Source organism: Peribacillus sp. NPDC097225 (assembly GCF_044761955.1).
Classification (GTDB): Bacteria; Bacillota; Bacilli; order Bacillales; family DSM-1321; genus Peribacillus.
The window spans coordinates 23453-49806 of the sequence record NZ_JBIWDJ010000001.1 but is presented as its reverse complement, the minus strand read 5'-3'; the positions used below and the strand labels follow the sequence as shown (position 1 = coordinate 49806).

20 protein-coding genes and 1 riboswitch are annotated in these 26354 nt (G+C 39.6%); of the genes, 18 read left to right on the top strand and 2 right to left on the bottom strand.

Annotation, left to right across the window (positions count from 1 at the left end; translation table 11 throughout):
* Positions 1–45: 45 nt before the first annotated feature.
* The 15 genes from ACIQXH_RS00200 to ACIQXH_RS00130 all read left to right on the top strand — a co-directional run bounded on the left by ACIQXH_RS00200 (position 46) and on the right by ACIQXH_RS00130 (position 19677).
* Positions 46–687: an MOSC domain-containing protein gene (locus tag ACIQXH_RS00200; RefSeq protein ID WP_402988274.1), complete on the top strand. Its 642-nt coding sequence runs from the start codon at positions 46–48 to the stop codon at positions 685–687.
* Positions 688–798: 111 nt separating this feature from the next.
* Positions 799–897: riboswitch (SAM riboswitch) on the top strand.
* Positions 898–1003: 106 nt separating this feature from the next.
* Positions 1004–2851 carry a bifunctional homocysteine S-methyltransferase/methylenetetrahydrofolate reductase gene (locus ACIQXH_RS00195; protein ID WP_403121792.1) on the top strand — a complete coding sequence of 616 codons (1848 nt, stop codon included), beginning with the start codon at positions 1004–1006 and terminating at the stop codon, positions 2849–2851.
* A complete protein-coding gene (gene metH / locus ACIQXH_RS00190; protein WP_402868876.1) occupies positions 2844–6293 on the top strand; it encodes a methionine synthase in 3450 nt (1149 codons plus the stop codon). The genes ACIQXH_RS00195 and metH overlap by 8 nt, the downstream gene beginning before the upstream one ends.
* Before the next feature lie 196 nt (positions 6294–6489).
* The gene (locus ACIQXH_RS00185; protein WP_402868874.1) at positions 6490–7248 is read left to right on the top strand and encodes a polysaccharide deacetylase family protein; all 759 of its coding nucleotides are present in this window, start codon (positions 6490–6492) and stop codon (positions 7246–7248) included.
* A gap of 84 nt (positions 7249–7332) precedes the next feature.
* Positions 7333–8103, top strand: a complete 771-nt coding sequence (locus tag ACIQXH_RS00180; protein WP_402956915.1) for a dioxygenase family protein — start codon at positions 7333–7335, stop codon at positions 8101–8103.
* Positions 8104–8456: 353 nt separating this feature from the next.
* Positions 8457–11303, top strand: a complete 2847-nt coding sequence (locus ACIQXH_RS00175) for a 2-oxoglutarate dehydrogenase E1 component (RefSeq protein ID WP_403121790.1) — start codon at positions 8457–8459, stop codon at positions 11301–11303.
* 1 nt (position 11304) lies between these two features.
* A complete protein-coding gene (gene odhB / locus ACIQXH_RS00170; RefSeq protein WP_402988282.1) occupies positions 11305–12561 on the top strand; it encodes a 2-oxoglutarate dehydrogenase complex dihydrolipoyllysine-residue succinyltransferase in 1257 nt (418 codons plus the stop codon).
* 211 nt (positions 12562–12772) lie between these two features.
* Positions 12773–13525, top strand: a complete 753-nt coding sequence (locus ACIQXH_RS00165) for a DeoR/GlpR family DNA-binding transcription regulator (RefSeq protein WP_402868866.1) — start codon at positions 12773–12775, stop codon at positions 13523–13525.
* The gene (pfkB, locus tag ACIQXH_RS00160; protein WP_403121788.1) at positions 13525–14445 is read left to right on the top strand and encodes a 1-phosphofructokinase; all 921 of its coding nucleotides are present in this window, start codon (positions 13525–13527) and stop codon (positions 14443–14445) included. The genes ACIQXH_RS00165 and pfkB overlap by 1 nt, the downstream gene beginning before the upstream one ends.
* A 4-nt stretch (positions 14446–14449) precedes the next feature.
* Positions 14450–16333: a PTS fructose transporter subunit IIABC gene (locus ACIQXH_RS00155; RefSeq protein WP_403121787.1), complete on the top strand. Its 1884-nt coding sequence runs from the start codon at positions 14450–14452 to the stop codon at positions 16331–16333.
* A 227-nt stretch (positions 16334–16560) separates the two neighbouring features.
* Positions 16561–16965: a secondary thiamine-phosphate synthase enzyme YjbQ gene (locus tag ACIQXH_RS00150; protein WP_402868860.1), complete on the top strand. Its 405-nt coding sequence runs from the start codon at positions 16561–16563 to the stop codon at positions 16963–16965.
* A gap of 27 nt (positions 16966–16992) precedes the next feature.
* Positions 16993–17562, top strand: a complete 570-nt coding sequence (locus tag ACIQXH_RS00145) for a GNAT family N-acetyltransferase (protein ID WP_402868858.1) — start codon at positions 16993–16995, stop codon at positions 17560–17562.
* A 123-nt stretch (positions 17563–17685) separates the two neighbouring features.
* A complete protein-coding gene (locus ACIQXH_RS00140) occupies positions 17686–18285 on the top strand; it encodes a cell wall hydrolase (RefSeq protein WP_402868856.1) in 600 nt (199 codons plus the stop codon).
* Positions 18286–18459: 174 nt separating this feature from the next.
* The gene (gene trhA / locus ACIQXH_RS00135) at positions 18460–19104 is read left to right on the top strand and encodes a PAQR family membrane homeostasis protein TrhA (RefSeq protein WP_402868854.1); all 645 of its coding nucleotides are present in this window, start codon (positions 18460–18462) and stop codon (positions 19102–19104) included.
* Positions 19105–19194: 90 nt separating this feature from the next.
* Entirely contained in the window at positions 19195–19677 is a 483-nt protein-coding gene (locus ACIQXH_RS00130) for a YusW family protein (RefSeq protein ID WP_402956929.1), read from the top strand.
* Between the two features lie 281 nt (positions 19678–19958).
* On the opposite strand, the gene ACIQXH_RS00125 is transcribed toward ACIQXH_RS00130, so the two are convergent.
* Together ACIQXH_RS00125 and ACIQXH_RS00120 are read right to left on the bottom strand one after the other, a co-directional pair.
* A complete protein-coding gene (locus tag ACIQXH_RS00125) occupies positions 19959–20528 on the bottom strand; it encodes a biotin transporter BioY (RefSeq protein ID WP_402868850.1) in 570 nt (189 codons plus the stop codon).
* Between the two features lie 341 nt (positions 20529–20869).
* Entirely contained in the window at positions 20870–21961 is a 1092-nt protein-coding gene (locus tag ACIQXH_RS00120) for a GntR family transcriptional regulator (RefSeq protein WP_402868848.1), read from the bottom strand.
* A gap of 342 nt (positions 21962–22303) precedes the next feature.
* On the opposite strand from ACIQXH_RS00120, the gene ACIQXH_RS00115 reads away from it, so the two are divergent.
* From ACIQXH_RS00115 to araA, 3 genes are read left to right on the top strand one after another with little or no spacing between them, the layout of a single operon-like run.
* A complete protein-coding gene (locus ACIQXH_RS00115) occupies positions 22304–23914 on the top strand; it encodes a xylulokinase (protein ID WP_403121785.1) in 1611 nt (536 codons plus the stop codon).
* 23 nt (positions 23915–23937) lie between these two features.
* Positions 23938–24633, top strand: a complete 696-nt coding sequence (locus ACIQXH_RS00110) for an L-ribulose-5-phosphate 4-epimerase (RefSeq protein WP_402956933.1) — start codon at positions 23938–23940, stop codon at positions 24631–24633.
* Between the two features lie 51 nt (positions 24634–24684).
* Complete coding sequence (gene araA / locus ACIQXH_RS00105) at positions 24685–26109, top strand: L-arabinose isomerase (protein WP_402956935.1); 1425 nt, start codon at positions 24685–24687, stop codon at positions 26107–26109.
* Positions 26110–26354: the final 245 nt, after the last annotated feature.

Here is a 26354-nt window from a genome sequence, read left to right as displayed (position 1 = left end):
TTCTTTATTGCAATCTGGAAATTTAAAAGAAATGGAAGATGTCCAATGGAAAATCGTAAAATCATGTCTCTTCAAATTGGGATGCCAAAAGAGGAGGAGCTTTCGGGGGTAAAGATCAAAACGGCAATGGATAAGAAGGCCATCGACTATATCACCGTAACAAAATCAGGGATTGATAGGGATGGAGTGGGTAACAGAAAGTTCCATGGAGGGCCTGACCGTGCTCTATGTTTTTATCCCTTTGAGCATTATGATTTATGGAATCGAACATTCAATAAGCAGCTTTCCATCCCTGCATTTGGGGAGAATTTGACGATTGCTGGAATGACTGAACGTCAAACGTTTATAGGCGATATCTATCGCATTGGCGGGACCGTTATTCAGATTACACAGGGGCGTATTCCTTGCTCGACCATCTCCCACTTTAACAAAGAGCCAGAGTTTTTGAAATTGGTGATGGACACTAATCTAACTGGCTATTTTGCTAGGGTTATACAAGAAGGGGTAATTGGCCAACAAGATGATATCGTGTTATTGGATCGGCTTCAAGATAAGGTTACGGTACTTTATGCAACGGATGTCATCCTTCATAAGCGTGATGGGGAGGAGGGGGCAATGTCCTTGCTTTCCATTGAATCCTTGTCGGAAGAATGGGGAGCCTTGCTTTCTAAAAGGATGTATCGTTAAAAAGTCTGAAGAAAATGAAAAAATGATAAATATACTCTTGAAATTATCAGATGATTCATGTAAATTAAATATAAATAAATTTTGAAATGTTTAGAAAATTAAACTTAATAAATCTTATCGAGAGAGGTGAAGGGACTGGCCCGATGAAACCTCAGCAACCAGCCTAGGCAAAGGTGCTAAATCCAGCAAGCAGAGCTTGATAGATGAGGAGAATGTTTCGAAAAAAGCCTTCTTCTTTGAGAAGGTTTTTTTTCTTTACTCTCACACTCATAGAAACTGACAAAAACCATAGTGTTTTTAAGAGAGGGTGTACTAATTGGATTTTCGTAGTGAATTGAAGGAAAGAATGCTAGTTGGAGACGGCGCGATGGGTACGTTGTTGTACTCCTATGGAATCGATCAATGTTATGAGGAAATAAATTGCACCAATCCTGATAAAATTGAGACTATACATAGGGCCTATTTAGAAGCGGGTGCAGATATTCTGCAAACCAATACATATGGTGCCAATTTCAATAAATTGAAACGGTATGGGCTGGAGGAAGAAGTCAGTCGGATCAATCGCCAAGGAGTCAGCCTTGCTAAACAAGTAGCGAAAGGGAAGGCTTATGTTTTTGGTACAATTGGGGCCCAGCGTAGTATACGTAAATCGGATTTAAGTATAGAAGAAATAAAACGGGGTTTTCGAGAACAATTATACAGTTTGCTCCTGGAAGATCCCGATGGAATTCTTCTTGAAACATTCTATGATTATGAAGAGCTTGAAACGGTGCTTCAAATTGCTAAAAAGGAAACGGACCTGCCGATTATTGCAAATGTATCGATGCATGAACTTGGAAATCTTCAAAATGGATTTCATTTGAATGAAGCTTTTCAAAAGCTAGAGTACCTAGGTGCAGATGTGGTTGGGGTGAATTGCCGTCTGGGCCCCCATCATATGATAAGGGCACTGGAAGAAGTGAAATTGCCTATGCAGGCGTCGATTGCCATCTATCCTAATGCAAGTCTTCCAGATTATGTGGATGGGAGACTGGTCTATAAAGCGGAACCAGAATATTTCGGTTCAAGTGCACTCGAATTACGAAAACAAGGAGCAACCATTATAGGGGGTTGCTGTGGTACGACACCACTACATATACAAGCTGTGAACGAAATGATTGGCACTTTAGCGCCAGTCAAGGAAAAAATTACGAAAGCTCGACATATAGAAATTATTGAAGTGAATAACCAAAAACAAGAATTAGCTCTTCATGAAAAGGCAAAAACGGATAGAACGATCCTAGTTGAGCTTGATCCACCGAAAAAGTTAGGAATCGAAACGTTTATGGCAGGAGCTGAAGCCTTGAAAAAAGCTGGGGTGGATTCCATTACTTTAGCTGATAATTCACTTGCTTCACCAAGGATATCGAATTCGACCTTAGCCAATTTATTAAAGGCTGAATTAGGGGTGAATCCGATGGTCCATATTACGTGCAGGGACCGAAATCTTATTGGGTTACAATCCCATTTAATGGGATTGCATACGGTCGGGCTGGATGAAGTTTTAGTTATCACTGGGGATCCTTCTAAGATTGGTGATTTCCCGGGGGCAACGTCTGTCTATGATTTATCTTCATTCGATTTGATAAGTCTGGTTAAGCAATTCAATGAGGGCTACTCCTATTCCGGACAAAGTCTAGGGAAACGGGCTAATTTCAAGATTTCCGCAGCTTTTAATCCAAATGTGAAATATCTCGATAAGGCTGTTCAGAGAATGGAAAAGAAAATCGCTTGCGGTGCTCATTCGTTTTTAACACAGCCAGTTTATTCAGTAGAACAAATAGAAGAAGTCTATCAGGCGACAAAACATTTGGAAACACCGATTTTCATGGGGATAATGCCCCTTACCAGTACGAGGAATGCCGAATTCATCCATAATGAAATACCGGGGATTAAATTACCTGACAGTGTACGGAAAGCAATGGCCTCAGCGGGAGCTGATCCAGTAAAATCAAGGATTGAAGCTATAAATATAGCAAGGGAATTGGTAGACGCAGCCCAAGAGAGGTTCAAGGGAATTTACTTAATAACGCCTTTCTTACGCTATGAAATGACAGCGGAACTTACTACATATATTAAGGATCATGATCGTAAACAAACATCTGAGGTGGCAGGACATGAGTAAAAGGGAAATTAACGTGCAATTACAATCAAAGATTCTTCTTCTTGATGGAGCAATGGGCACCATGATTCAAGCTGAAGATTTAACGGCCGAGGATTTCGGTGGAGAACAATACGAAGGGTGTAATGAGTATTTATCGTTAACCCGTCCTGAAATCATTCAAACCATCCATGAAAAATATTTAGCGGCAGGTGCCGATATTATAGAGACTAATACCTTTGGTGCCACAAGCTTAGTGCTGGAAGAATATCAATTAAGCACGCTTGCATATGAACTTAATAAAGTATCGGCAGAGCTTGCCGTAAAAGCATGTGAAAAATATTCAAGTGATAATTGGCCCAGGTATGTAGCGGGTTCCATGGGACCAACGACAAAAACTTTATCTGTTACAGGTGGAACGACTTTCGATATATTGACCGATTCATATGAGGAACAGGCACTTGGCCTTATAGACGGTGGGGTAGACTTATTACTCGTGGAAACCTGTCAAGATATGCTCAATGTAAAGGCGGCCTTTTCTGGAATTAGATCGGCCATCGCTAAAACTGGCAAGGAAGTACCGATAATGATTTCAGGAACAATCGAGCCGATGGGAACGACGTTAGCCGGTCAATCCATAGAGGCATTTTATTTATCGGTAGAGCATATGAACCCTTTGGCTGTCGGTTTGAACTGTGCGACAGGCCCAGAGTTTATGATTGACCATATCCGTACTCTAGCAGATCTATCCGACAATGCGATTAGCTGTTATCCAAATGCAGGATTGCCTGATGAAGAGGGGCATTACCATGAATCTCCCACTTCCCTAGCCGAGAAAATGAAACAATTTGCAGAAAAAGGCTGGGTCAATATCATTGGTGGCTGTTGTGGTACCACTCCTGAACACATTAAAGAGCTCTCAAGAGTACTTAAAGATATTCAACCACGGAAATTACCTGAGGCTGCACATGGTCATGCCGTATCTGGCATCGAGCCGCTTATTTATGACGACTCAATGCGACCCCTGTTTGTCGGAGAGCGAACGAATGTCATTGGATCTCGTAAATTCAAGGAATTGATTCGTGCTAAGAAATACGAACCAGCAGCGGAGATTGCCCGGGCACAAGTTAAGAAAGGTGCGCATGTCATTGATATCTGTCTGGCAGACCCTGATGGAGATGAGTTCGGTGACATGAAAGAATTCATTGAAGAGGTCGTCAAAAAGGTAAAGGTCCCTTTAGTCATCGATACAACTGATGAAGCCGTTCTTGAACAAGCCTTGAAACATTCCCAAGGGAAATCCATCATAAACTCAATCAATCTCGAAGATGGTGAAGAGAGGTTTGAAAAAATCGTTCCACTTATTCATCAATACGGTGCGGCTGTCGTAGTAGGAACGATTGATGAAATTGGTATGGCGGTAGACGCCGAACGAAAAATAGAAGTAGCTACTCGCTCAGTGGATTTACTTGTAAACAAATACGGCCTAAAGAAAAGTGACTTGATTTTTGATCCCCTTGTATTTCCAGTCGGTACAGGAGATGAACAATATATTGGCTCCGCATTGGAAACAGTAAAAGGAATTAAAGCAATCAAGGAAAAATTCCCTGAATGTTTGACGATTCTTGGGATTTCAAATGTTTCGTTTGGCTTGCCTTCACGTGGAAGGGAAATATTGAATGCCGTTTTTCTTTATCATTGTACGAAAGCTGGACTAGATTACGCGATTGTGAATACGGAAAAACTCGAACGGTTTGCTTTAATACCAGAAGTGGAAGTGAAGCTTGCTGAAGCACTTTTATTTGATACCTCAACAGAAACACTGGCGACCTTCACTGAATTTTATCGTGGTAAAAAAGCTGAAAAGAAAGATGATGGAATTATTCTTCCATTAGATGAAAGGTTAGGTAACTACATAATCGAGGGTACAAAAGAAGGATTGATCGAGGACTTGAATGAAGCCATAGAGCGTGGTGATGCTCCACTGGAAATCATTAATGGACCATTGATGGATGGAATGAGCGAAGTGGGGCGGTTATTCAATGATAACCAACTTATTGTGGCAGAAGTGCTTCAAAGTGCCGAGGCAATGAAAGCCGCTGTTTCACATCTTGAACCGCTTATGGAAAATTCAGAGGATCATGCTAAAAAAGGCAAAATTCTTTTGGCCACTGTCAAAGGGGATGTCCATGATATCGGTAAAAACCTTGTCGATATCATTCTTTCCAATAATGGTTATGAAGTAGTGGACCTTGGAATTAAGGTTGCACCACAGCAAATCATTGAGGAAGTACGGAAGCATGAACCTACCATTATCGGTTTATCGGGCCTGCTTGTAAAGTCAGCTCAGCAAATGATCTTAACAGCACAGGATTTGAAACAGGCTGGGATTGACACCCCAATTTTGGTGGGTGGTGCCGCATTATCCCGTAAGTTCACCGATTTTAAAATCTCACCCGAATACGATGGGCCTGTTCTATATTCTAAGGATGCGATGGATGGTTTGGCCGTTACGAATATCCTACATGATACGAACAGAAAAATGGTATACCTAGAGGAACTGAAAAATAAACGTGAAAAGGCAAAAGCCAATGCTGCCATCGCCGCATTAATTGAAAAACCGGAACGTAAGCCAGTAAGTGCGGTTCCACTAAGGAATGTACCGGTTCAAAAACCTCATGATGTCAAAAGGCATATACTAAAAAAATATCCACTCGAAGTCATTCAGCCCTATATCAATAGACAGATGTTGATTGGGCATCATCTGGGTCTAAAAGGGAAGGTGGCTGAATTACTGAAGGAGGGTAACGATAAAGCTATACAATTGAATGATTTGGTTGACGATCTGATTGAATTCCTGAAATCCGAACCTGAATATGGATTAAATGCAGTTTATCAATTTTTCCCCGCCCAAAGTGATGGTGACAAATTAGTGGTATACAATCCCGAGGATCATCAGGAAGTATTGGAAACTTTTGATTTTCCAAGGCAAGATACAAGTCCAAACCTTTGTCTGGCTGATTTTGCGAAGCCTATTTCTTCTGGCGAAATGGACTATGTTGGTTTCTTCCTGGTTACAGCAGGAAGAGGCATTAGAAAGTGGGCTGAAAAGTTCAAGAAAGAGGGAGATTTCTTAAAAAATCATGCCCTACAATCCCTTGCTCTCGAAACGGCTGAAGGATTTGCTGAAAGAATCCATCAAATGATGCGTGACGATTTGGGAATCAGCGATTCTATCGAAATGACCATGAAAGAGAGATTTGCTGCCAAGTATATTGGTCAAAGATTTTCTTTCGGGTATCCAGCCTGCCCGAATCTGGAAGACCAGGAAAAACTCTTCCGCTTATTACAGCCTCAGGATATTGGGGTAGAATTGACTGAAGGTTTCATGATGGAACCGGAGGCATCTGTTTCCGCTATAGTGTTTGCACACCCTGAAGCTAGATATTTTAATGTCGATAGATAAGTAAGGCAGCGGTTAAATCCGCTGTCTTATTGATTATGGCGAGTTAATTTCGAGAGCACATTAAGAATAAATTCCTGATACAGAAAGTGAAGTTGTTAAAGACCATAATTCCATGCCTATATTCTAAAAAAAATTGATGCATGAAACCCCTGGTATAGTACACCTTAATGGTAAAAAGCAAGGGGGAGATATAATTATGAAGAAATTATTGCACTTATATACGATAGTATTCTGTTTTTCAATGATCCTAAGTGAAACACTTGCCGGACCCGTACATGCAATAATTCCGGAAGAAATAACTCCACTCGTCAAAAGTAAAGAAAACCAAAAGACAGTTTATTTAACTTTTGACGACGGGCCTTCTACGAATACAATGGATATCCTGGACATCTTAGACCGGTATCAAGTAAAGGCAACATTTTTTGTTAAAGGTAATGAAGAGCCATATGCAAAAAAATGCTATGAAGAAATGATAGGAAGAGGCCACAAAATTGCCTTACATTCCTATACACATGACTATTCAATCGTGTATCGTTCCACGAATAGTTTTTTTGAGGATTTAAATCGTCTTGAAACGATGTTAGAAAAAGATTATGGAATAAAAAGCCGAATCGTTCGTCTTCCCGGTGGATCACGAAATCGTCTGAGACAACAAGCAAGCACAAAACCAATCATTAATGGAATACTTCAACAGCTAACGGATAAAGGGTATATATATACAGATTGGAATATAGATTCAACGGATGGAATCAGTCCTACTATAAGCGAACATCAAATCATCACATCCGTGCAAAGAGGCTTGAAAAATCAAAAACAGGCTAATATCCTGCTGCATGATATCAACAGTATGAAAAATACCGTTAAAGCGCTGCCGAAGATAATAGAAATCCTAAAAAAAGAAGGCTATATCTTTGATACGATAGATGAGACAACCCCAAAGGTTCAATTTAATTAGTGAAAGCGAAGCTCAACTATAGTAAATTAAAGGTAATTGGATTTTAATTTAAAGATCATAGTTTGGAAAGGATTTAAAGTTTTTATGATGCCATCGTTGTTTTTATCACATGGAACGCCATTATTAGCCTTGGAAGAGAATAGCTACACCGAGTTTTTAAAAGCTTATACAAAAGAAATTGAGAAGCCAACTGCAATAGTCATTCTGTCAGCCCATTGGGAAAGTGATGAACAGTTGGTTTCAGCTGTCAAGAAGCATGAAATCCTTTATGATTATATCGATTTTCCGGAAGAAATTTACCAGGTATCCTATCCCGCTTCAGGAAATTTGGAGCTTTCCGATAAGATTTTAACCCTGTTGTCACGAGTGGGCATATGGGGGGAGCTGGATGAAAGGCGTCCTCTCGATCATGGGGCATGGGGGCTGTTGCATCTCATGTATCCTAAAGTTGATATACCAATCGTTTCATTATCGATCAGTTCCGACCTACCGTTTGAAAAACAGTATGAAATCGGGAAAATGCTGGGGGCTCTCAAACGGAATAACGTCCTTATAATTGGTAGCGGTGGGATTGTGCATAATTTTAACCAGATTCAGCCAGACCTGCATGTTGCGGAGGGGTGGGCAATCCGTTTTGAAAACTGGGTGGAAGAACAGGTAGAGAAGTGGGATTTGGAATCCTTGTTTGATTATGAAAGAATAGGGCCATATAGTTCCGAGGCGGTGCCATTTAAAGGCCACTTCATTCCCTTGATCATTGCGATGGGAGCAGGAGATTCCAATAAAAAGGCAAAAATGTTGCATCGTAGTTTTCAGTATGGAAACTTAAGTTTGACAGCTTGGGAGTTTGCTTGAGTTGAAAGGGTTTTCAATCGTACGAAATCTAGCTTGTTTGAATTAATATACGAAAATAGAAAAATCTTTTTTTAGAAAAAATAGACTTAAAAAAGATAAAAGGTCTATTTAAGACGAAATAAGGCGAATTAAACAGAATAATAGTTTGAAAAAGGGTGTATAAAGAGGTGAAACCCTTGGATATTTCGACAAAAACATGTTAATATAGCATCTGAAAACGTTTTATCCTTTAAAATTTTATTATTCAATGACCAAGTTATTTATTATAAATTATCTATTTGGGGAAATGTTAGAAGAAGGAATTTGGGGATGGATAAAACGAAATTATGAGAAAAATTTGGGGGTTTACAAAAATGACCATCAAGGATGCTAAGGCTTACGACCCATGGAAATCTTTTTCTGGTCCAAACCTTGGGTATGTCATGGAGCAATACGATTTATTTCAAGTTAATCCGGAAGAAGTAGATCCGGAACTGAAAAACTTTTTTGAGGTTGCTGGTCCTCCTTCATTTGAAGTAGAGGCAGGCACTGTAATGGAAAGTGCACCACAGACTGGTGAAGTCCTTTCAATGAAGAAAATTATGTCTGCAGTAAAATTGGCAGAAAATATTCGTGCATATGGACATCTTGCTTCAAGCATTTATCCATTGATTGAAGACAAGCCAGACACAGAGCAAATCCACTTTGAAAAATACGATTTGACGGTTGAGGATTTACGGAAAATACCGGCTGATCTTATTTGCGCGCAATCACCTGAAAACGTAAAAGACGGATACGAAGCTTTCCAATATCTTAAACAACTTTATACAAAAACAATAGCCTTTGGATTTCACCATGTAAATGACTTGGATGAAAAGCAATGGCTTACTGATATGGTCGAATCTGGTAAAATGTTCCCTAAAGTTTCAAAAGAGAAAAAAGCATTAATGCTAAAACGTCTGAATGAAGTTGAAGGATTTGAAAAGTTCCTACATCGTACATTTGTAGGGCAAAAGCGTTTCTCTATTGAAGGTCTAGATGCATTGGTTCCAGTGTTAGACGAGATGATTTCACAGACTGTCCAAAATGGAACGAGCAATGTGAATATTGCCATGGCTCACCGCGGACGTCTTAATGTCCTGGCACATGTCCTTGGAAAACCATATGAAGTGATTTTCTCTGAATTCCAACACTCACCTAATAAGGATTTAGTCCCATCAGAAGGCTCAACCGGCATTAATTATGGTTGGACTGGCGATGTTAAATACCACCTAGGTTTGGATAAACAAATTACAAAAGAAAGCGTACAGAAAGCAAGAATTACGCTTGCCAATAACCCAAGTCACTTGGAAGTAGTTGGCCCAATCGTGGAAGGTTACTCTCGTGCGGCTCAAGAAGACAGGACAGCAAAAGGCTTCCCAGTGCAAGATATTGATAAGTCACTAGCAATCCTTATTCATGGTGATGCTGCGTTCCCAGGTGAAGGTATCGTACCTGAAACGTTTAACTTAAGCCGTCTACGCGGTTACCAAGTTGGTGGGGCAATCCACATCATCGCTAATAACACGATTGGTTTCACTACCGAAAGTGAAGATTCACGTTCAACTAGATATGCGAGTGATCTTGCAAAAGGTTTTGAAGTACCTATCGTCCACGTTAATGCTGATGATCCCGAAGCATGTATGGCTGCAGTTAATCTTGCCATCCAATATCGTGAAAAATACAAAAAAGATTTCTTGATTGACTTAATCGGTTACAGACGTTTCGGCCATAATGAAATGGATGAGCCATTGGTCACACAACCTGAAATGTATGCTTTGATTCATAAGCATCCAACAGTTAAAGAAATTTACGGTAAACAACTGATTGAATCTGGAGAGTTTACAGAAAATGAAGTGAAAGAAATGGCAAAACAAGTGGATACTAAACTTGCAGAAGCCTATGCCAAAATTTCTGGAAACAAACCGGAAGCTTCCAAAGAAGTAAATCCTCCGGGAATAATTGAAAAAGGCATTCCTACGATTGATACAGCTGTATCTAAGGAAGAACTTATTTCAATCAATGAACAACTTGTGAAATGGCCAGAAGGATTTACGCCTAATAAAAAATTAGGTAAAATCTTGTCCCGTCGTCTGGATTCGTTTGGTGAAAACGGTAAAATTGACTGGGCACATGCTGAAACGCTTGCATTTGCAACGATTTTAAATGATGCCACACCAATCCGTTTAACTGGTCAAGATTCAGAACGTGGAACATTCGCACAACGTAACATCATGCTGCATGATAGCGTGAACGGCAAAACATATTCACCGCTTCATACTCTTGAATCTGCCAAAGCATCTTTCGCTGTCCATAACAGTCCGCTTACTGAAACGGCAGTACTTGCTTATGAATATGGATATAATGTTTTTGCTCCAGAAACACTTGTACTTTGGGAAGGCCAATTCGGTGATTTCGCCAATACGGCACAAGTAATCTTTGACCAATTCATTGCGGCAGGCCGTGCAAAATGGGGTCAAAAATCTGGACTTGTTATGCTACTTCCACACGGATACGAAGGACAAGGACCAGAACATTCAAGTGCTCGCCTGGAACGTTTCCTTCAATTAGCAGCTGAAAATAACTGGACAGTTGCTAACTTAAGTTCTGCAGCTCAGTATTTCCATGTCCTTAGAAGACAAGCTAAAATACTTGATCAGGAACAAGTGCGTCCGCTTGTTATCATGACACCGAAGAGTATGCTTCGTAACCAAGTGATGGCATCTACTCCAGAAGAGTTCAGTACAGGAAGTTTTGAATCATTCATTGAAACGAAAACGCTAGGCAAAAAACCTAAAGCTGTTGAGCGCATTGTATTTGCAAGCGGTAAATTAGCTGTAGAACTACGTGATAAAGTAGCTACTGAACAAAATACCGATTGGTTGCAAATCATCAGTATCGAGGAGATTTATCCATTCCCGTTCACTGGCGTTCAAGAAGCATTGAAAAAATATACGAACCTTAAAGAAATCTACTGGGCTCAAGAAGAACCGAAAAACATGGGAGCTTGGACATTTGTTGAACCTCGCTTAAATGCGGCTGCTCCTGGAAATCTTTCTGTAACGTATATCGGTAGAAAACGTAGATCAAGCCCGGCTGAGGGAGATCCACTTGTCCATAAAAATGAACAACAACGGATTATGAGTCAAGCAATTACACGCAATAATGAGGGGGATAAATAAAATGGCTGAAGTAAAAGTGCCTGAATTAGCAGAATCAATTTCTGAAGGATCTATTGCGCAATGGTTAAAGCAACCTGGTGACCATGTTGAAAAGGGAGATTATGTCCTTGAACTGGAAACAGATAAAGTAAACGTGGAAATCATCTCTGATTACACTGGGACCCTTACTGAACTTTTAGCTGAAGAAGGCGACACTGTTCAAGTTGGACAAGCTATTGCCATCGTGGATGAAAATGGATCGGCAGCAGCACCTGCTAAGGAAGCTCCAAAAGCTGAAGAAGTGAAACAAGAACCAGCTAAAGTGGAACAAGCAGCACCTGCCAAAGAAGCTCCAAAGGCTGAAACGAAAGAAGCATCTTCCACTCAACAAGTTATTGCATCACCAGCTGCTAGAAAATTAGCTCGTGAAAAAGGAATTGACTTAACTCAAGTACCTGTTGTTGATCCACTAGGCCGTGTACGTGTACAAGACGTGGAAGCAGCAAGTAAAGCACCTGCAGCAGCTCCAAAAGCACCTGCAGCTACTAAACAAGCGGCAGCTCCTATTGAAGCCAACGATGACCGTATAGAAGTAGTGAAAATGACACGCCGTCGTCAAACCATTGCTAAACGTTTAGTTCAAGTCCAATCTGAAGCGGCAATGCTTACAACTTTCAACGAAGTCGATCTTTCTGCAGTTATGGAATTACGTAGCCGTCATAAAGAATCATTCGTTAAAGCTAATGACGTTAAACTTGGTTTCATGTCATTCTTTACAAAAGCAGTCATTGGGGCATTGAAAAAGTATCCTTTATTGAATGCTGAAATCAAAGGGGATCATATCCTTAAAAAGAACTTCTATGATATCGGTGTAGCCGTATCGACTGAAGAAGGCTTAGTTGTTCCAGTTGTAAGAGATGCTGATCGTAAAAGTTTCGCTGAAATCGAGCAAAACATTGCGGACCTAGCTGTTAAAGCACGTAACAACAAATTAGCGCTATCAGATTTATCTGGTGGTACCTTTACCATCACAAATGGTGGTACATTCGGTTCCCTATTATCGACACCTATCTTGAATGCACCACAAGTTGGTATTCTAGGTATGCATACTATCAAGACTCGTCCTGTTGCTGTTGGCGATCAAATCGAAAACAGACCAATGATGTACCTTGCATTATCTTATGATCACCGTATCGTTGATGGAAAAGAAGCAGTTGGTTTCCTAGTGGCAATCAAAGAAATGCTTGAAGATCCTGAACAACTTTTATTACAAAATTAATAAATCCTATATAATGAAAAAGCCCCTGTCATGGTGATGGGGGCTTTTTTTTGTAGAAAAGTTCATAGATAAAGAGATAATCATATCATCACTTGCAGGAATGTGATTGGTTTTTTTAATATAAATGAATGTTTTTGAATAAAAGTGAACGATAATGATTGATTAATCTGAAAAATGAAGTTATTATGGAAATATATTGGGGGTGAGGCAATTGTTGACAACCGAGAGGCATGACGTAATCCTTACGTTGATTAAGAAAAAAGGCATTATAAAGATGCAAGAACTTGTCGATCATTTGCAAGCTTCAGAATCTACCATTCGGCGTGATTTAGTCCAACTTGAGGAACTTAAGCTTTTAAAACGTGTTCATGGTGGAGCTGCCTTGCTTCAAAGAAAAGGCATGGAACCGACCACCTTGGAGAAGCAAAACAAAGCGTTATCCGAAAAAAAGCTCCTAGCAGAGCTGGGGTCAACTTTTATCGAGAATGATGACTGTATTTATCTTGATGCAGGTACGACCATCTCTGAACTGATCCCTTATTTAAAAGATAAAAATGTAACCGTTTTAACCAACGGTCTCATGCATATACAAAAGTTGATGGAATTGGAAATAAAAACGGTTATCGTTGGTGGAACCATCAAGGCTTCCACCAATGCGGTTGTAGGTAGTACAGCTGTCGATTTTTTAAGTGATTACCGATTCGATAAATGTTTTCTAGGGATCAATGGCATTCATCCTGAATTAGGTTTGACCACACCAGATCCTGAAGAAGCGCTATTGAAAAAGACGGCAATAAGGCTTTCCAATCAAAGTTATGTGCTTGCAGATAGTTCAAAATTAAATGAAGTCACCTTCGCAAAAGTGGCAGATGTAAGTGAAGTCATTTTGCTGACGGATAACAATAATGAAGCTGCCGTCGAACAGCTCTTGAAAAATCCCAAGATAAAGGTCGTGACGATTTAATGATTTATACCGTAACGCTTAACCCCTCAATAGATTACCTGGTCGAGGTTGAAAACTTCCAAATGGGCTTGGTGAACAGAACATGCATGGATAAGAAATATCCGGGGGGCAAAGGAATTAACGTATCACGTGTATTGAAAAGGCTAGGAAACGATACGACTGCTTTAGGCTTTTTAGGTGGCCAAACTGGGGAATTTGTAAAAGCCTGTTTAGAAAAAGATCATATTAGGACTAATTTCACGGAAATAACAGGTGATACGAGAATCAATATTAAATTAAAAACAGGAGTGGAGACTGAAATTAATAGTCATGGTCCTGAAATATCCATGGAGAATTATCATCATTTACTTAGTTTAATTGGTGAACTCAAGCCAAATGATTGGCTCGTTTTATCTGGTAGTATTCCAACAAGCCTCCCACGTGATGTGTACGAAACGATGATGAAAATATGTTCGGGGAGGAAAGTAAAAGTGGTGGTTGATACTAGTGGGAAAGAATTATTGGAAGTCGTTCATTATGAGCCTTTTCTCCTGAAGCCTAATCATCACGAATTAGCGAGTCTTTACTCGACTGAAATCAGAAATGTGAAGGATGCAAATAAGTATGGGCAGGAATTGTTGGAAGCAGGTGCTCAAAACGTAATCGTTTCGATGGCAGGAGATGGGGCTGTACTTATCACAAGAGATAAATCTTATGCTGCAAATATACCGAAAGGAAAGGTCATCAACTCAGTGGGGGCCGGAGATTCCATGGTGGCCGGATTTATCGGGATGTATGAAAAAACGGAAGATGTTATAACCGCTTTTCGATATAGTGTCGCCGCGGGAAGTGCGACAGCTTTTTCATCGGACCTTTGTACGTGGGAATTAATAGAAAAAGTATTGCCGCAGGTTAGTGTCAGTGAGATAAAAGGGGGGTAACTCTATGAAAATTACAGACTTGTTAAAAATGGATACCATTCTTATAGATTTGCAAAGCGAGACAAAGCTTGGGGTGATAGAAGAATTATCCGCCAAGTTAGCACAAGCTGGACGTTTACATGATGAAGGTGGCTTCAAGGCCGCCATTTTGAAACGTGAAGAGCAAAGTACGACAGGGATAGGTGAGGGAATCGCCATCCCACATGCAAAAACGAGTGCTGTGAAAACGCCGGCCATTTGCTTTGGAAAATCAGTTTCAGGTATTCAATATGAATCGCTTGATGGGCAGCCAGCTCATTTATTTTTCATGATTGCGGCAAGTGAAGCAGCTAATCAGGTTCACTTAGAGACCCTATCTCGATTGTCTTCATTATTAATGGACGCTCAATTCAGGTCTCAATTGGTTTCTGCCACATCAGCTGAAGAAGTGTTGGAGATTATCGATCAAAAAGAACAAGAAGCAGATCAAGACGAAAACGAAGAACAGGAAACAAGTGCAATTAGGGATGCTGCAAAAATCTTGGCCGTTACGGCCTGCCCGACAGGAATAGCCCACACTTATATGGCAGCGGATGCTTTAAAGGCTAAGGCGAAAGAAATGGGTCTTGATTTCAAAGTTGAAACCAATGGATCGACAGGTGTAAAAAATAGGTTGAATCCAGCGGAAATTGCCAATGCGGATGTCATTATTGTTGCAGCGGATAAACAAGTGGAGATGGACCGTTTTGACGGTAAGCGGGTTATCATCGTTCCCGTTGCTCATGGGCTCAGGAAGCCGGAGGAGTTACTTAAAAGGGCTGTTAACCGGGACGCACCCATTTACAAAGGGACCAAAAAGGATAGTCGAGAAGATGAACCTTCAACAAAAGGAAAAATCGATATTTATAAGCATCTGATGAATGGCGTAAGTAATATGCTTCCATTTGTTGTAGGTGGAGGGATCTTAATTGCACTATCCTTCTTTTTTGGATTAGATGCATCCGATCCGACGAAACCGGAATATAATCCGATAGCCAAAGCATTAAGTGATATTGGGGGAGGTACAAGCGGGGCCTTTTTCTTTCTAGTCCCAGTCCTGGCAGGCTTCATTGCCTCAAGTATCGCCGATCGTCCAGGATTTGCCCCAGGTATGGTGGGAGGGTTGTTGGCAGCCCAGGCCAATGCTGGCTTCATAGGTGGCCTGATTGCAGGTTTTCTTGCCGGGTATGTTGTTTTAGGATTGAAGAAATTATTCTCTAATTTGCCACAGGCTTTCGAAGGGATTAAACCGGTATTGCTTTATCCGGTGTTCGGAATGTTAATAACAGGCTTGATCATGCTATTCGTTATTAATGAACCGGTGACCGCTCTCAACCAAGGTTTGTCGAATTGGCTTCAGGGCCTATCAGGGACAAACGCCGTTCTTTTAGGGATGATTCTTGCAGGCATGATGGCTGTAGATATGGGGGGCCCTATCAATAAAGCTGCCTTTACCTTTGGGATTGCGGCTATTGAAGCACAAAGCTTCGGCCCTCATGCAGCAGTTATGGCGGGTGGTATGGTACCTCCGCTTGCCATTGCCTTTGCGACTACATTTTTCAAAAGTAAATTTAACGATACAGAAAGGAAATCTGGATTGACAAATTACTTTATGGGAGCCTTTTTCATTACAGAGGGAGCGATTCCATTTGCGGCAGCCGATCCGTTTAGGGTCATTATCAGTAGTGTGATTGGAGCAGCAACGGCGGGTGCTCTTACGATGGCATTCAATGTCACATTGCCGGCACCTCATGGGGGCGTGTTTGTAATACCATTAGTTAACCATCCATTTCTATATTTGTTGGCCATTTTAATAGGCTCACTCATCTCTGGACTTATCTTGGGATTCTGGAAAAGAAAACAGAACTGAAGATTGGCGGATTCAAGAATCTTGAATCCGTCTTTTCAATTTTCCAGACTTTTAATCGTACAAAGATTCCATATGATTCACTTTTGGGGAAGGTTGTTCCTCGGCCATATTATAGATTGGTTAAAAAGTCTTTATATGACGAATAATAAGCCATTGATAGAGACATAAAAAAGCATGTTTCCCCTAGTTTTTGGGTAGAGAATATAAATAACATAAAAAGGAGAAGGATGACATTGTTGAAGAAAAACACACTAAAAACCATCAAAAGAGATGATATGATAGATGTTACGACAGAAGTGCAGGCATTTGTAACGGAAAGGGGAATACAAGAAGGTATAGCGCTTGTATATTGTCCACATACTACTGCAGGCATTACAATTAATGAGAATGCGGATCCAGATGTTAAAAAAGATATGCTTAGGAGATGGGATGAGCTTTATCCATGGAATCATACGTTGGATTTACATATGGAAGGGAACACTGCTGCTCATTTAAAGTCCAGCACTGTAGGGTCGTCACAACAAGTTATTATCCATAAAGGTAGTCTGGTCCTTGGTAGATGGCAGGGTATATATTTCTGTGAATTTGATGGTCCTAGAGATCGTCATTACTTCATCAAACTGATTGAGTAAGACAAGGATATGCAGGGGGAAGCAATTTTGATAGATGTTTTGATTACAGGAAAAAAAGTACGGTTGAGGAATGTCCAACAGGACGATTTGAAAACCTTATGGAGTTTAAGGTATGGAGAAGAAAATCCTATGTGGAAAAAATGGGATACACCATACTCAGCTAATGAAATTATGGATTATCCTACGTACATTAACAATGAGATGAAACTACGGAGATACGATCAAAAATTAGGTGTTTTCTCTGAATTATTAATAGAAAGGGAACACCAAATAATCGGGTCGGTTGTTTATTATTGGGAGAATGAACCAGCAAGATGGCTAGAAATCGGAATTACCATATATGAACCAAGATATTGGAATGGCGGTTATGGAACGGAAGCCATTAGCCTATTCATTCCTTATTTATTTCAAAATTTAACCATTGAAAGGATAGGATTGACGACGTGGTCTGGAAATAAACGAATGATGACGGTCGCTGAAAAAGTAGGAATGCAACTTGAGGGTAGAATAAGGAAATGCATTTATCACGATGGGATTTACTACGATTCCATCAAGATGGGGATGTTACGTGAAGAATGGCAAGCGAGAAACGAATGAACGATAATCACTTTTTTAAAAAAAATGTAAAAAAACACCTGGATTACCTTGGGAATAATTTGACGCTGTTTTCTCTTTTTTATTCTGTTATTCTAGGGAGGTGCTTAACGAGGAGGTTAAAGGATGAAATTATCAGTTGTATTACCGATGATCATAACTCTTAGTGTCATCATACTTGGACTAGCATTCCCTTGGGAAACCACAAGCAAGGCTTCGAATGGTGCTAAAAAACATGTTATTAAACAAGGTGAATCGATATGGGATATCGCTAAGCAACATGGAGTTCCAATTCAAACGTTAAAAGAAGTCAATAATAACAAGAATAATGTTGCTGAACCAGGCAAAACATTGATTATTCCGCATTTCATGAATGAAACCGATAAAGAATTATTAGCTAGATTGGTTCATGCTGAGGCAAAAGGTGAGCCATATAGAGGCAAGGTAGAAGTAGCAGGAGTCGTGTTAAATCGTCTTGATAGTGGCGAATTCCCTGAAACAGTAAGAGAAGTGATTTATCAAAAAAATCAATTCTCTCCTGTTGATGATGGTAGCATTAACAAACCTGCTGGAGAAGATGCAGTACGGGCAGTAAATGAAGCAATAGCCATTCACGGCTATACGAATGATGCATTATATTTTTGGAATCCAAGTATATCCGACAGTGTGTGGATGGAAAAATTAGAAGTGGTTAAAATTATCGGTGGCCACCATTTTGCCATTTGATCATGAAGCCTGACCGTCTACGGTCAGGCCTTTTTCAATAAAAGAGTATTTCCTCAAAAACGTTATAGTCGAAAAGGGCTGATGAATGGAATTACTTACTTTAATGCATTCTGGAAGTAGGATATAATTGAAAAGGAAATTGAAAAAGTGGTTCAATGAATAAGGAGTTGTAAGATGGCTAATACGCACGTTTATACAAAAAAAGAGGAAGTATTCAATGCAATCACCCATGGAATTGGTGTCTTATTAAGCATTGCCGCTCTTGTTTTATTAATAATTTTCTCTGCTCATCAAGGATCGGCTTCACTCATTGTGATTTCGATCATTTATGGAGTTTCTATGCTCCTTTTATATGTAGCTTCTACTTTAGTGCATAGCTTTCCTGAGGGGAAATTGAAAGACCTTTTTGAGATTTTTGATCACTCGGCCATTTATATATTTATTGCGGGCACGTATACACCAATCATGCTGCTCGTCATTCAAGGGGCTTTAGGATGGACGCTACTGGGAGTTGTATGGGGTGTGGCAGTGGTAGGAGTCATCTTCAAGGCTTTCTTTGTTAAGAAGTTTCTTTATCTATCCACGATTTTATATATCGCAATGGGGTGGATGATTGTACTGGCATGGGGCCCGCTAACCAACACCATGCCAGCAGCAGGCATACAATTACTTATAGCCGGAGGATTACTTTATACTTTCGGTGCCATCTTTTATGTATGGCGTGGTTTTCCTTTTCACCATGCTGTATGGCATCTCTTCGTGCTTGCAGGATCTGTGGCACACTTCTTTGTAGTTTTATTTTATATTATCCCTCTATAACTAGAGGGATTATCTTTATATAAATAAATTCGTGTTTTAAATTCTACCATTTAGGTAATAGATAAGAAAAGAGACTTAGGAGGAAACCATATGAAGAAATCTTTAAAAGTACTTTCGGTCCCATTTGCTGCTATGCTTGTATTAGCAGGATGTGGAGAAGATGACGAGGTAAAGAATCCGCCGGTACAAGAAAATGAAAACCAAGCGGAAACAAATCCTGAAAAGGGAACAGAAACCAATGAAAAGCTTCCATTTACTTTCAAAGCCTTTAACCTAGAAGTTGATTATAAAGGGAATAACAATGACTATGAAGCGGAATATGATACCATGGGTGCTCAAACGGAAGCTTCTATCGATGATGAATCCAATAAACATGAAGTTCATGGTGATGAAGCGATGGAAGAATTGACGCCAATTTTAGAAAAGTTGACTTTCACCCAAGACTCTACGGATGATGAGGTCATACAAGAGGTGACTAAAGCCTTTAACTTAAAAGAGGATTACCAAGAGTTCGAATTGGAAGTTACGTATAGCGATGGAAAAACAAAGGTATATAAAGTCGTTAATAAATAAAAACAATCGTGATAGAATATATTCAAGAGTTGTCAAATCTTAATTGTTATAGTAAAATGGTGTAGGTAAACAAAGGGGTTTATCATACTTTTACTATGCTATTTAATTCGGGCTTATGGGGATAGGACCGTAGTAAATACATATAAAAAAAGAGTCTTTTTTCTAAAAAGAGTCTTTTTTTATTTTTCTGAAAAATAAAGCCCGACTTTAAATATATTTAATTAAACGATAAAGACAGGGGGTACCAAATCCATGGTATCTACCTGTCTTTATTTTGTCTATTAGGAAATAGAGATATTTTTTTTGGGAAGCATTTTAGCTGAAGCAAGTCTAGCTCGAATGGAAACACCTAACCAGGATGCTAGGAGGGCTTTCAGGATACCTACGATTAAGAATGGTGCGAATCCACTAGCAATGGCAGCTGTCCAAGTTAATGCAGCTGCATATTTCAACCATATTGTTCCAATGGTTAATGTTATCATCATGCCAATGATATTAGCTATGAGTGCAATGGGAAATGTAAAACGGGTTTTTTCCAAAATCCAGCCGGTAATGAAAACAGTAGGGATATAAGACAATAAATAGCCACCAGTAGGACCGAAAATCTTTGCCAGTCCTCCAGACATTTCTGCAAAGACAGGAACACCAGCTGCACCAATGAATAAGTACAAAACTACCGAATAAGTACCATAACGAGCACCCAGGATCGTAGCGGCAAGTCCAACGGCCAGAGTTTGTCCTGTAATAGGCACGAGCGGGAGTGGAATGGTTAGTTGGGAAAGGATTCCGATAATAGCTGCAAATAAGGCTGTGATTATCATCATTCTTAATTTTTCATGACTCGTATTCATAGCGTTTCCTCCTAATGTAAACTAATTTATTATTTGGTTAACAAATAAAATTTTATTATAGGAAGTAAATACTGTCAATATCTTTTGTTTTTTCTGAAGTTTGAAGGAAGAAAATTGGATTGCATATAAGGGGGAGTGTAAAGAATATAGGGATCTATAAGCCTGATATTTAGCTCAACTCGAACATTCAATATTACAGGTATAGCTGTATGTTCACCACTTTGTAAATGAGGTTGGAATCATGAAAGAGCAGACAAAATGGATTTCATCATTTGACTGCCTTCACATAGGAATAATAGGGGCCCATGTGAAGATAGTCAATCATTTACACCAGACTAGATTTATTTTTCATCTAGCTTTTTTACAGTTTCCCCTTCAATTAAGACTGGTTGGTAATGGTTTTCATTGGGTAAGCCCTTCTTTCCTTGTAATTTCTTGATCAGCCAATCAGCTGCATCATGACCCATTTGTTCTTGTGGGTGTGTTAAAGTCGTTAATTTGATATTAGCATTTTTCGCTATATAAGAATTGTCCTGGCCAATAATTGATAATTGTTCCGGAATGGAAATATCAAGTTGTCTGCATACATTTACTACTTCTAACCCTACCTCGTCGTTATAGCAAACAATGGCAGTCAACACGTCTCTATTTTCGTTTAAGAACCGCTTCAAGTTCTTGTGCAAGTCTAGCTTCGTTTCTGTAGTATATGAAAGCAATTGTTCGGGTTGAAAGCGTAATTTTGCTTCTCCAAGTGCTTTTATATATCCTTTCATTCGATACTTTCCTTGTAAATCATCCATTTTCGAAATGAACCCAATTTGGGTGTGCCCATTGGAAATTAATTCTTTTGTCGCGAGATAGCTCGACTGCACATCATCTAGGCAAAAGAAAGGAACTTCTAATTCTTCATAATAAGCGTTAATCATGATGAATGGTACCTCTTGTTCCTTAAATGTTAGGTAATAAGCAATGTTGGGATTGTATAGATTGCTTTTTGTAGGTTCAACAATCAAACCATCTACGCCAAAGGATAACATCATTTCCAAGGCTTTTTTTTCTTGTTCGACGTCATTATTTGTACTGGCCAATAGTAAGGAATAATTATTTTCATTTAATCTTTTTTCGATTCCCCGGATAATAGAAGGGAAAATGTAATCCGATATGTAGGTCGTGATGACACCAATCGTTTTATATTTGAAATTCCCACCAGACTTTAATTGATATTGATTACTAACATATGTCCCAGAACCTTTTTCACTTCTTAAGAATCCCTCGTTTGCTAATTCTAAAATGGACTTTCTTACAGTGTGTCGGCTAACGTTGTACATATCCTGCATAACGGACTCTGTAGGAATTTGTTCTCCTATACTATACTCACCTGTAAGGATTTTATTTTTTAAATCATCGACGATTACCTGATACTTTGGTTTCATTAAACCTCACCTCGTTTCGGTTGTTTGCATTCTTATTTATTTTCCTTTTAGAGTTGTACGTACACATTTTAACATAAGCCTGAGTGGATTAAAACAAATTACCTCAGTTTGTGGACAAAGCTATTAATACCTGATTTTTTACCATATCCTTTACTCCCTATCCCTATTCACTTAATATCCTAGATTCACTGCCTTTGAAGTGAGGATGACGGTTCAACTTAAAAGCTGTGAGTATAATTAATATTGTTTATTGACAAATGTACGTACAAAAAATATAATATATTCATAAATGAATTCAAGCGCCTCCTGTATATTGAAAGCGCTATCGAAAGGGGGATTAACGTGCAATCGAATCGATTAGAAATTATACAAGCGATTAACGAGGGTGATACTTCACTTGGAATCGAATTTGGCTCAACACGTATAAAAGCGGTGTTGATAGATAAACGTTATGAAACAATCGCATCTGGAAGTTATGAGTGGGAAAACCTTCTGGAAGATGGATTTTGGACATACAATTTAGTGGATATAATCACCGGTCTGCAAACAGCTTATAGTGAAATGAAGCAAGAAGTTGAACGAAATTACGGCATAACAATTCGGAAAATTGGATCTATTGGATTCTCTGCAATGATGCATGGTTATATGGCTTTTGACCATACAGGGGAGCTACTTGTTCCGTTTCGAACTTGGCGTAACTCAACAACTGGTGTGGCAGCAAAAGAATTAACTGATCAATTACAATTCAATATCCCTGAACGATGGAGTATTGCCCACCTTTATCAAGCAATATTAAATGAAGAGAAGCATTTGCCGCGTATTGATTGTATTACGACTTTGGCTGGATACATTCACTGGTTATTGACTGGTAATAAAGCAATTGGCATTGGGGATGCTTCAGGGATGTTCCCAATTGATGAATCAACGCATGATTACAATGAATTAATGATCAAGCGTTTTGATGAATTGATTGCTACGAAAGGTTATCCTTGGATGCTTAAAGAGATCCTTCCTAAAGTTTACGTTTCAGGTGAGCAAGCGGGAGAATTAACCGAAGTGGGAGCGAAAATCCTGGATAGGTCCGGGAATTTACAACCAGGCATTCCGATTTGCCCACCAGAAGGCGATGCTGGAACGGGAATGGTTGCTACGAATAGTGTGCGAAAACGTACCGGCAACGTCTCAGTAGGAACTTCCGTTTTTGCCATGATTGTACTAGAGAAAGAGCTTTCAAAAGTATATCCAGAAATTGATATGGTAACTACACCAAACGGAAGTCCAGTTGGGATGGTCCACGCGAATAACTGTTCAAGTGACCTTAATGCATGGTTGGGATTGTTCCGTGAATTTTCTGAGGCAATGGGACAAAAGGTTGAGACAAATAAATTATTTGAAGTAATGTTGAACAAAGCTCTGGAAGCGGATCCAGATGGTGGTGGTTTGCTTAGCTACGGTTATTTCTCAGGTGAAAATATTACAGGATTTGAAAAAGGACGACCACTATTTGTACGCTCGCCTGAGAGTCGTTTCAATTTAGCGAACTTCATGCGGACTCACCTTTTTACTGCTTTCGGTGCTTTAAATATCGGAATGGGTATTTTGACAAAGGAAGAAAATGTTGCGATTGATCGTATTTTGGCTCACGGTGGTTTATTTAAAACCCCACTTGTTGTACAAAAAATCGTTGCCGCTGCAATGAATACGCCAGTATCGGTAATGTCAACAGCAGGTGAAGGTGGACCGTGGGGAATGGCGATTCTTGCCTCTTACATGTTGAATAAAAATCAAAAAGAAAGTTTAGAAGACTTCCTCGACCAAAAAGTATTCAAAGATATGGATGGGCAAGAAATTTATCCTGACCAAGTAGATATTGAAGGATATGAAACATTTATTGAAAGATACAGGAAGGGCTTAGTAATTGAGCAGGTAGCTGTTGACAATTTGATGTTATGAGTTGGAAAACTGGAGGGGTTGGCGTGTTAGAACAACTGAAAGAAGAGGTATATCAAGCAAATTTGGACTTGCCTAAATATGGTCTCGTGAAATATACATGGGGAAATGCAAGTGCCATTGACCGTGAAAGTGGTTTATTTGTTATCAAACCTAGTGGTGTTGATTACGAAACAATGAAAGCCAGCGATATGGTAGTTGTCGATTTAGATGGCAATGTTGTTGAGGGAGAGCTGAGGCCTTCATCAGATACAGCGACTCACGCAGTACTTTATAAATATTACCAAGAAATTGGCGGCATTGTTCATACTCATTCAACTTGGGCGACAATCTGGGCTCAAGCAGGCCTTGATGTTCCAGCGATGGGGACTACTCACGCAGATACATTTTACGGATCGGTCCCTTGTGCGCGCTATCTAACACAAGAGGAAATTGATCGTGGGTACGAAGTGGAGACTGGGAAGGTAATCATCGAAACATTTGAAGAGCGTGGGTTGGACATTTTAGCCGTTCCTGGCGTATTACTTCATGGTCATGGACCGTTTACATGGGGTAAAGATGCAAAATCCGCTGTCATGAACAGTGTGGTCTTGGATGAAGTTTCGAAAATGAATTTATTCACAAGGGAATTAAATCATTTTGCGAAAGAATTACCACAAAATATTTTGGATAAACATTATTTACGAAAACATGGAAAAAATGCTTATTATGGTCAAAAGTAAGAGTAACTCTACCAAGTTATCAAACCAGTAGATTAAGAAAAGAGGGTTATTATGTTAACAACAGAAACAAAGGAATTTTGGTTTGTCGTTGGATCACAACATCTATATGGAGAAGATGCGTTAGCGCAAGTCAAGGCGCATGCACAAACGATAACCGATGCATTAAATGAATGCGGCATTCTGCCTTACCCAATTGTTTTGCAAGATCTAGCTGTTAGTGCAGATAGAATAACAAACATCATGAAAGAAGCCAACTATCGTGATGAAGTTGCCGGAGTCATTACTTGGATGCATACTTTTTCACCTGCGAAAATGTGGATTCGTGGAACAAAATTATTACAAAAACCATTACTTCATTTAGCCACTCAATTCAATGAAAGCATTCCATGGGCTACGATAGATATGGACTTTATGAACTTAAACCAATCCGCTCATGGTGACCGTGAATATGGTTTTATCAATGCCCGTCTGAACAAACAAAACAAAGTGGTTGTAGGTTATTGGGAGCGTCCTGAAGTGCGACAACAAATTGCACAATGGATGGACGTAGCGGTTGCTTATAACGAGAGCTTCAACATTAAGGTCGCTCGTTTTGGAGATAACATGCGAAACGTTGGCGTAACTGAAGGGGATAAAATTGAAGCACAAATCCAATTTGGCTGGACAGTTGACTATTTTGGAATAGGGGATCTTGTTCAATATGTAAATGCAGTTACGGATGAAGAAATTGAGGCATTATTTGCAGAATATGAAGGACTTTATGAATTTGAATATGGTACATACAGTAAGGAAGATTGGGAAAAGAGCGTTAAGGTACAGGCAAGCTATGAAATTGCAATTAAACGTTTCCTTGATGACGGTGGTTATACGGCATTCACAACGAATTTCGAAGACTTATATGGAATGAAACAGCTTCCTGGTCTTGCCGTCCAACGTTTGATGGCGCAGGGATATGGCTTTGCGGGTGAAGGAGATTGGAAGACGGCAGCACTTGATCGCTTACTGAAAGTGATGAGCCATAACCAATCAACTGGCTTTATGGAGGATTACACATATGAATTAGCTGCCGGACAAGAATCAATCCTACAGTCACATATGCTTGAAGTCGATCCAACTTTAGCAAGCAATAAACCGAAAATGGTCGTATCTCCATTAGGTATAGGCGATCGTGAAGATCCGGCACGTTTAGTATTCGATGGTAAAGCGGGAGACGGTGTCGTTGTTTCCATGGCTGACTTTGGTACAAACTATAAACTTTTAATTAATGAAGTTTCTGCTTTTGAACCATCTGTTCCAGCACCAAACCTTCCAGTGGCCCGTGTACTTTGGGAAGTTAAGCCAAACTTCCAAGATGGAGTGAAAGCTTGGCTAGAGAATGGTGGGGGTCACCATACAGTTGTGTCATTGAATTTAACAACAGACCAAATCATAACCTATGCAAAATTAGTAGGTTTGGATTACGTAGTTATTAAGTAATGTTTTTCCCTCCACGGGAGATTGGCTTCCGGGGAGGGGAAAATTAGATTCGTAAATCCTGAAATTAATTTGTAGGCGTGCTTTATTTTTTAGGGTAAGATGAAAGCGTTTTATTGACTGAATAATGACACAGAATTCATCCTTATAAGCAATAGTTGTAAACTATTAGGGTTTCTTAAAAAGAAATTAATACTTTTATAGTATAGGGATTTTTTTGAATGTAATTTTATAACCTTTGGGAGGAA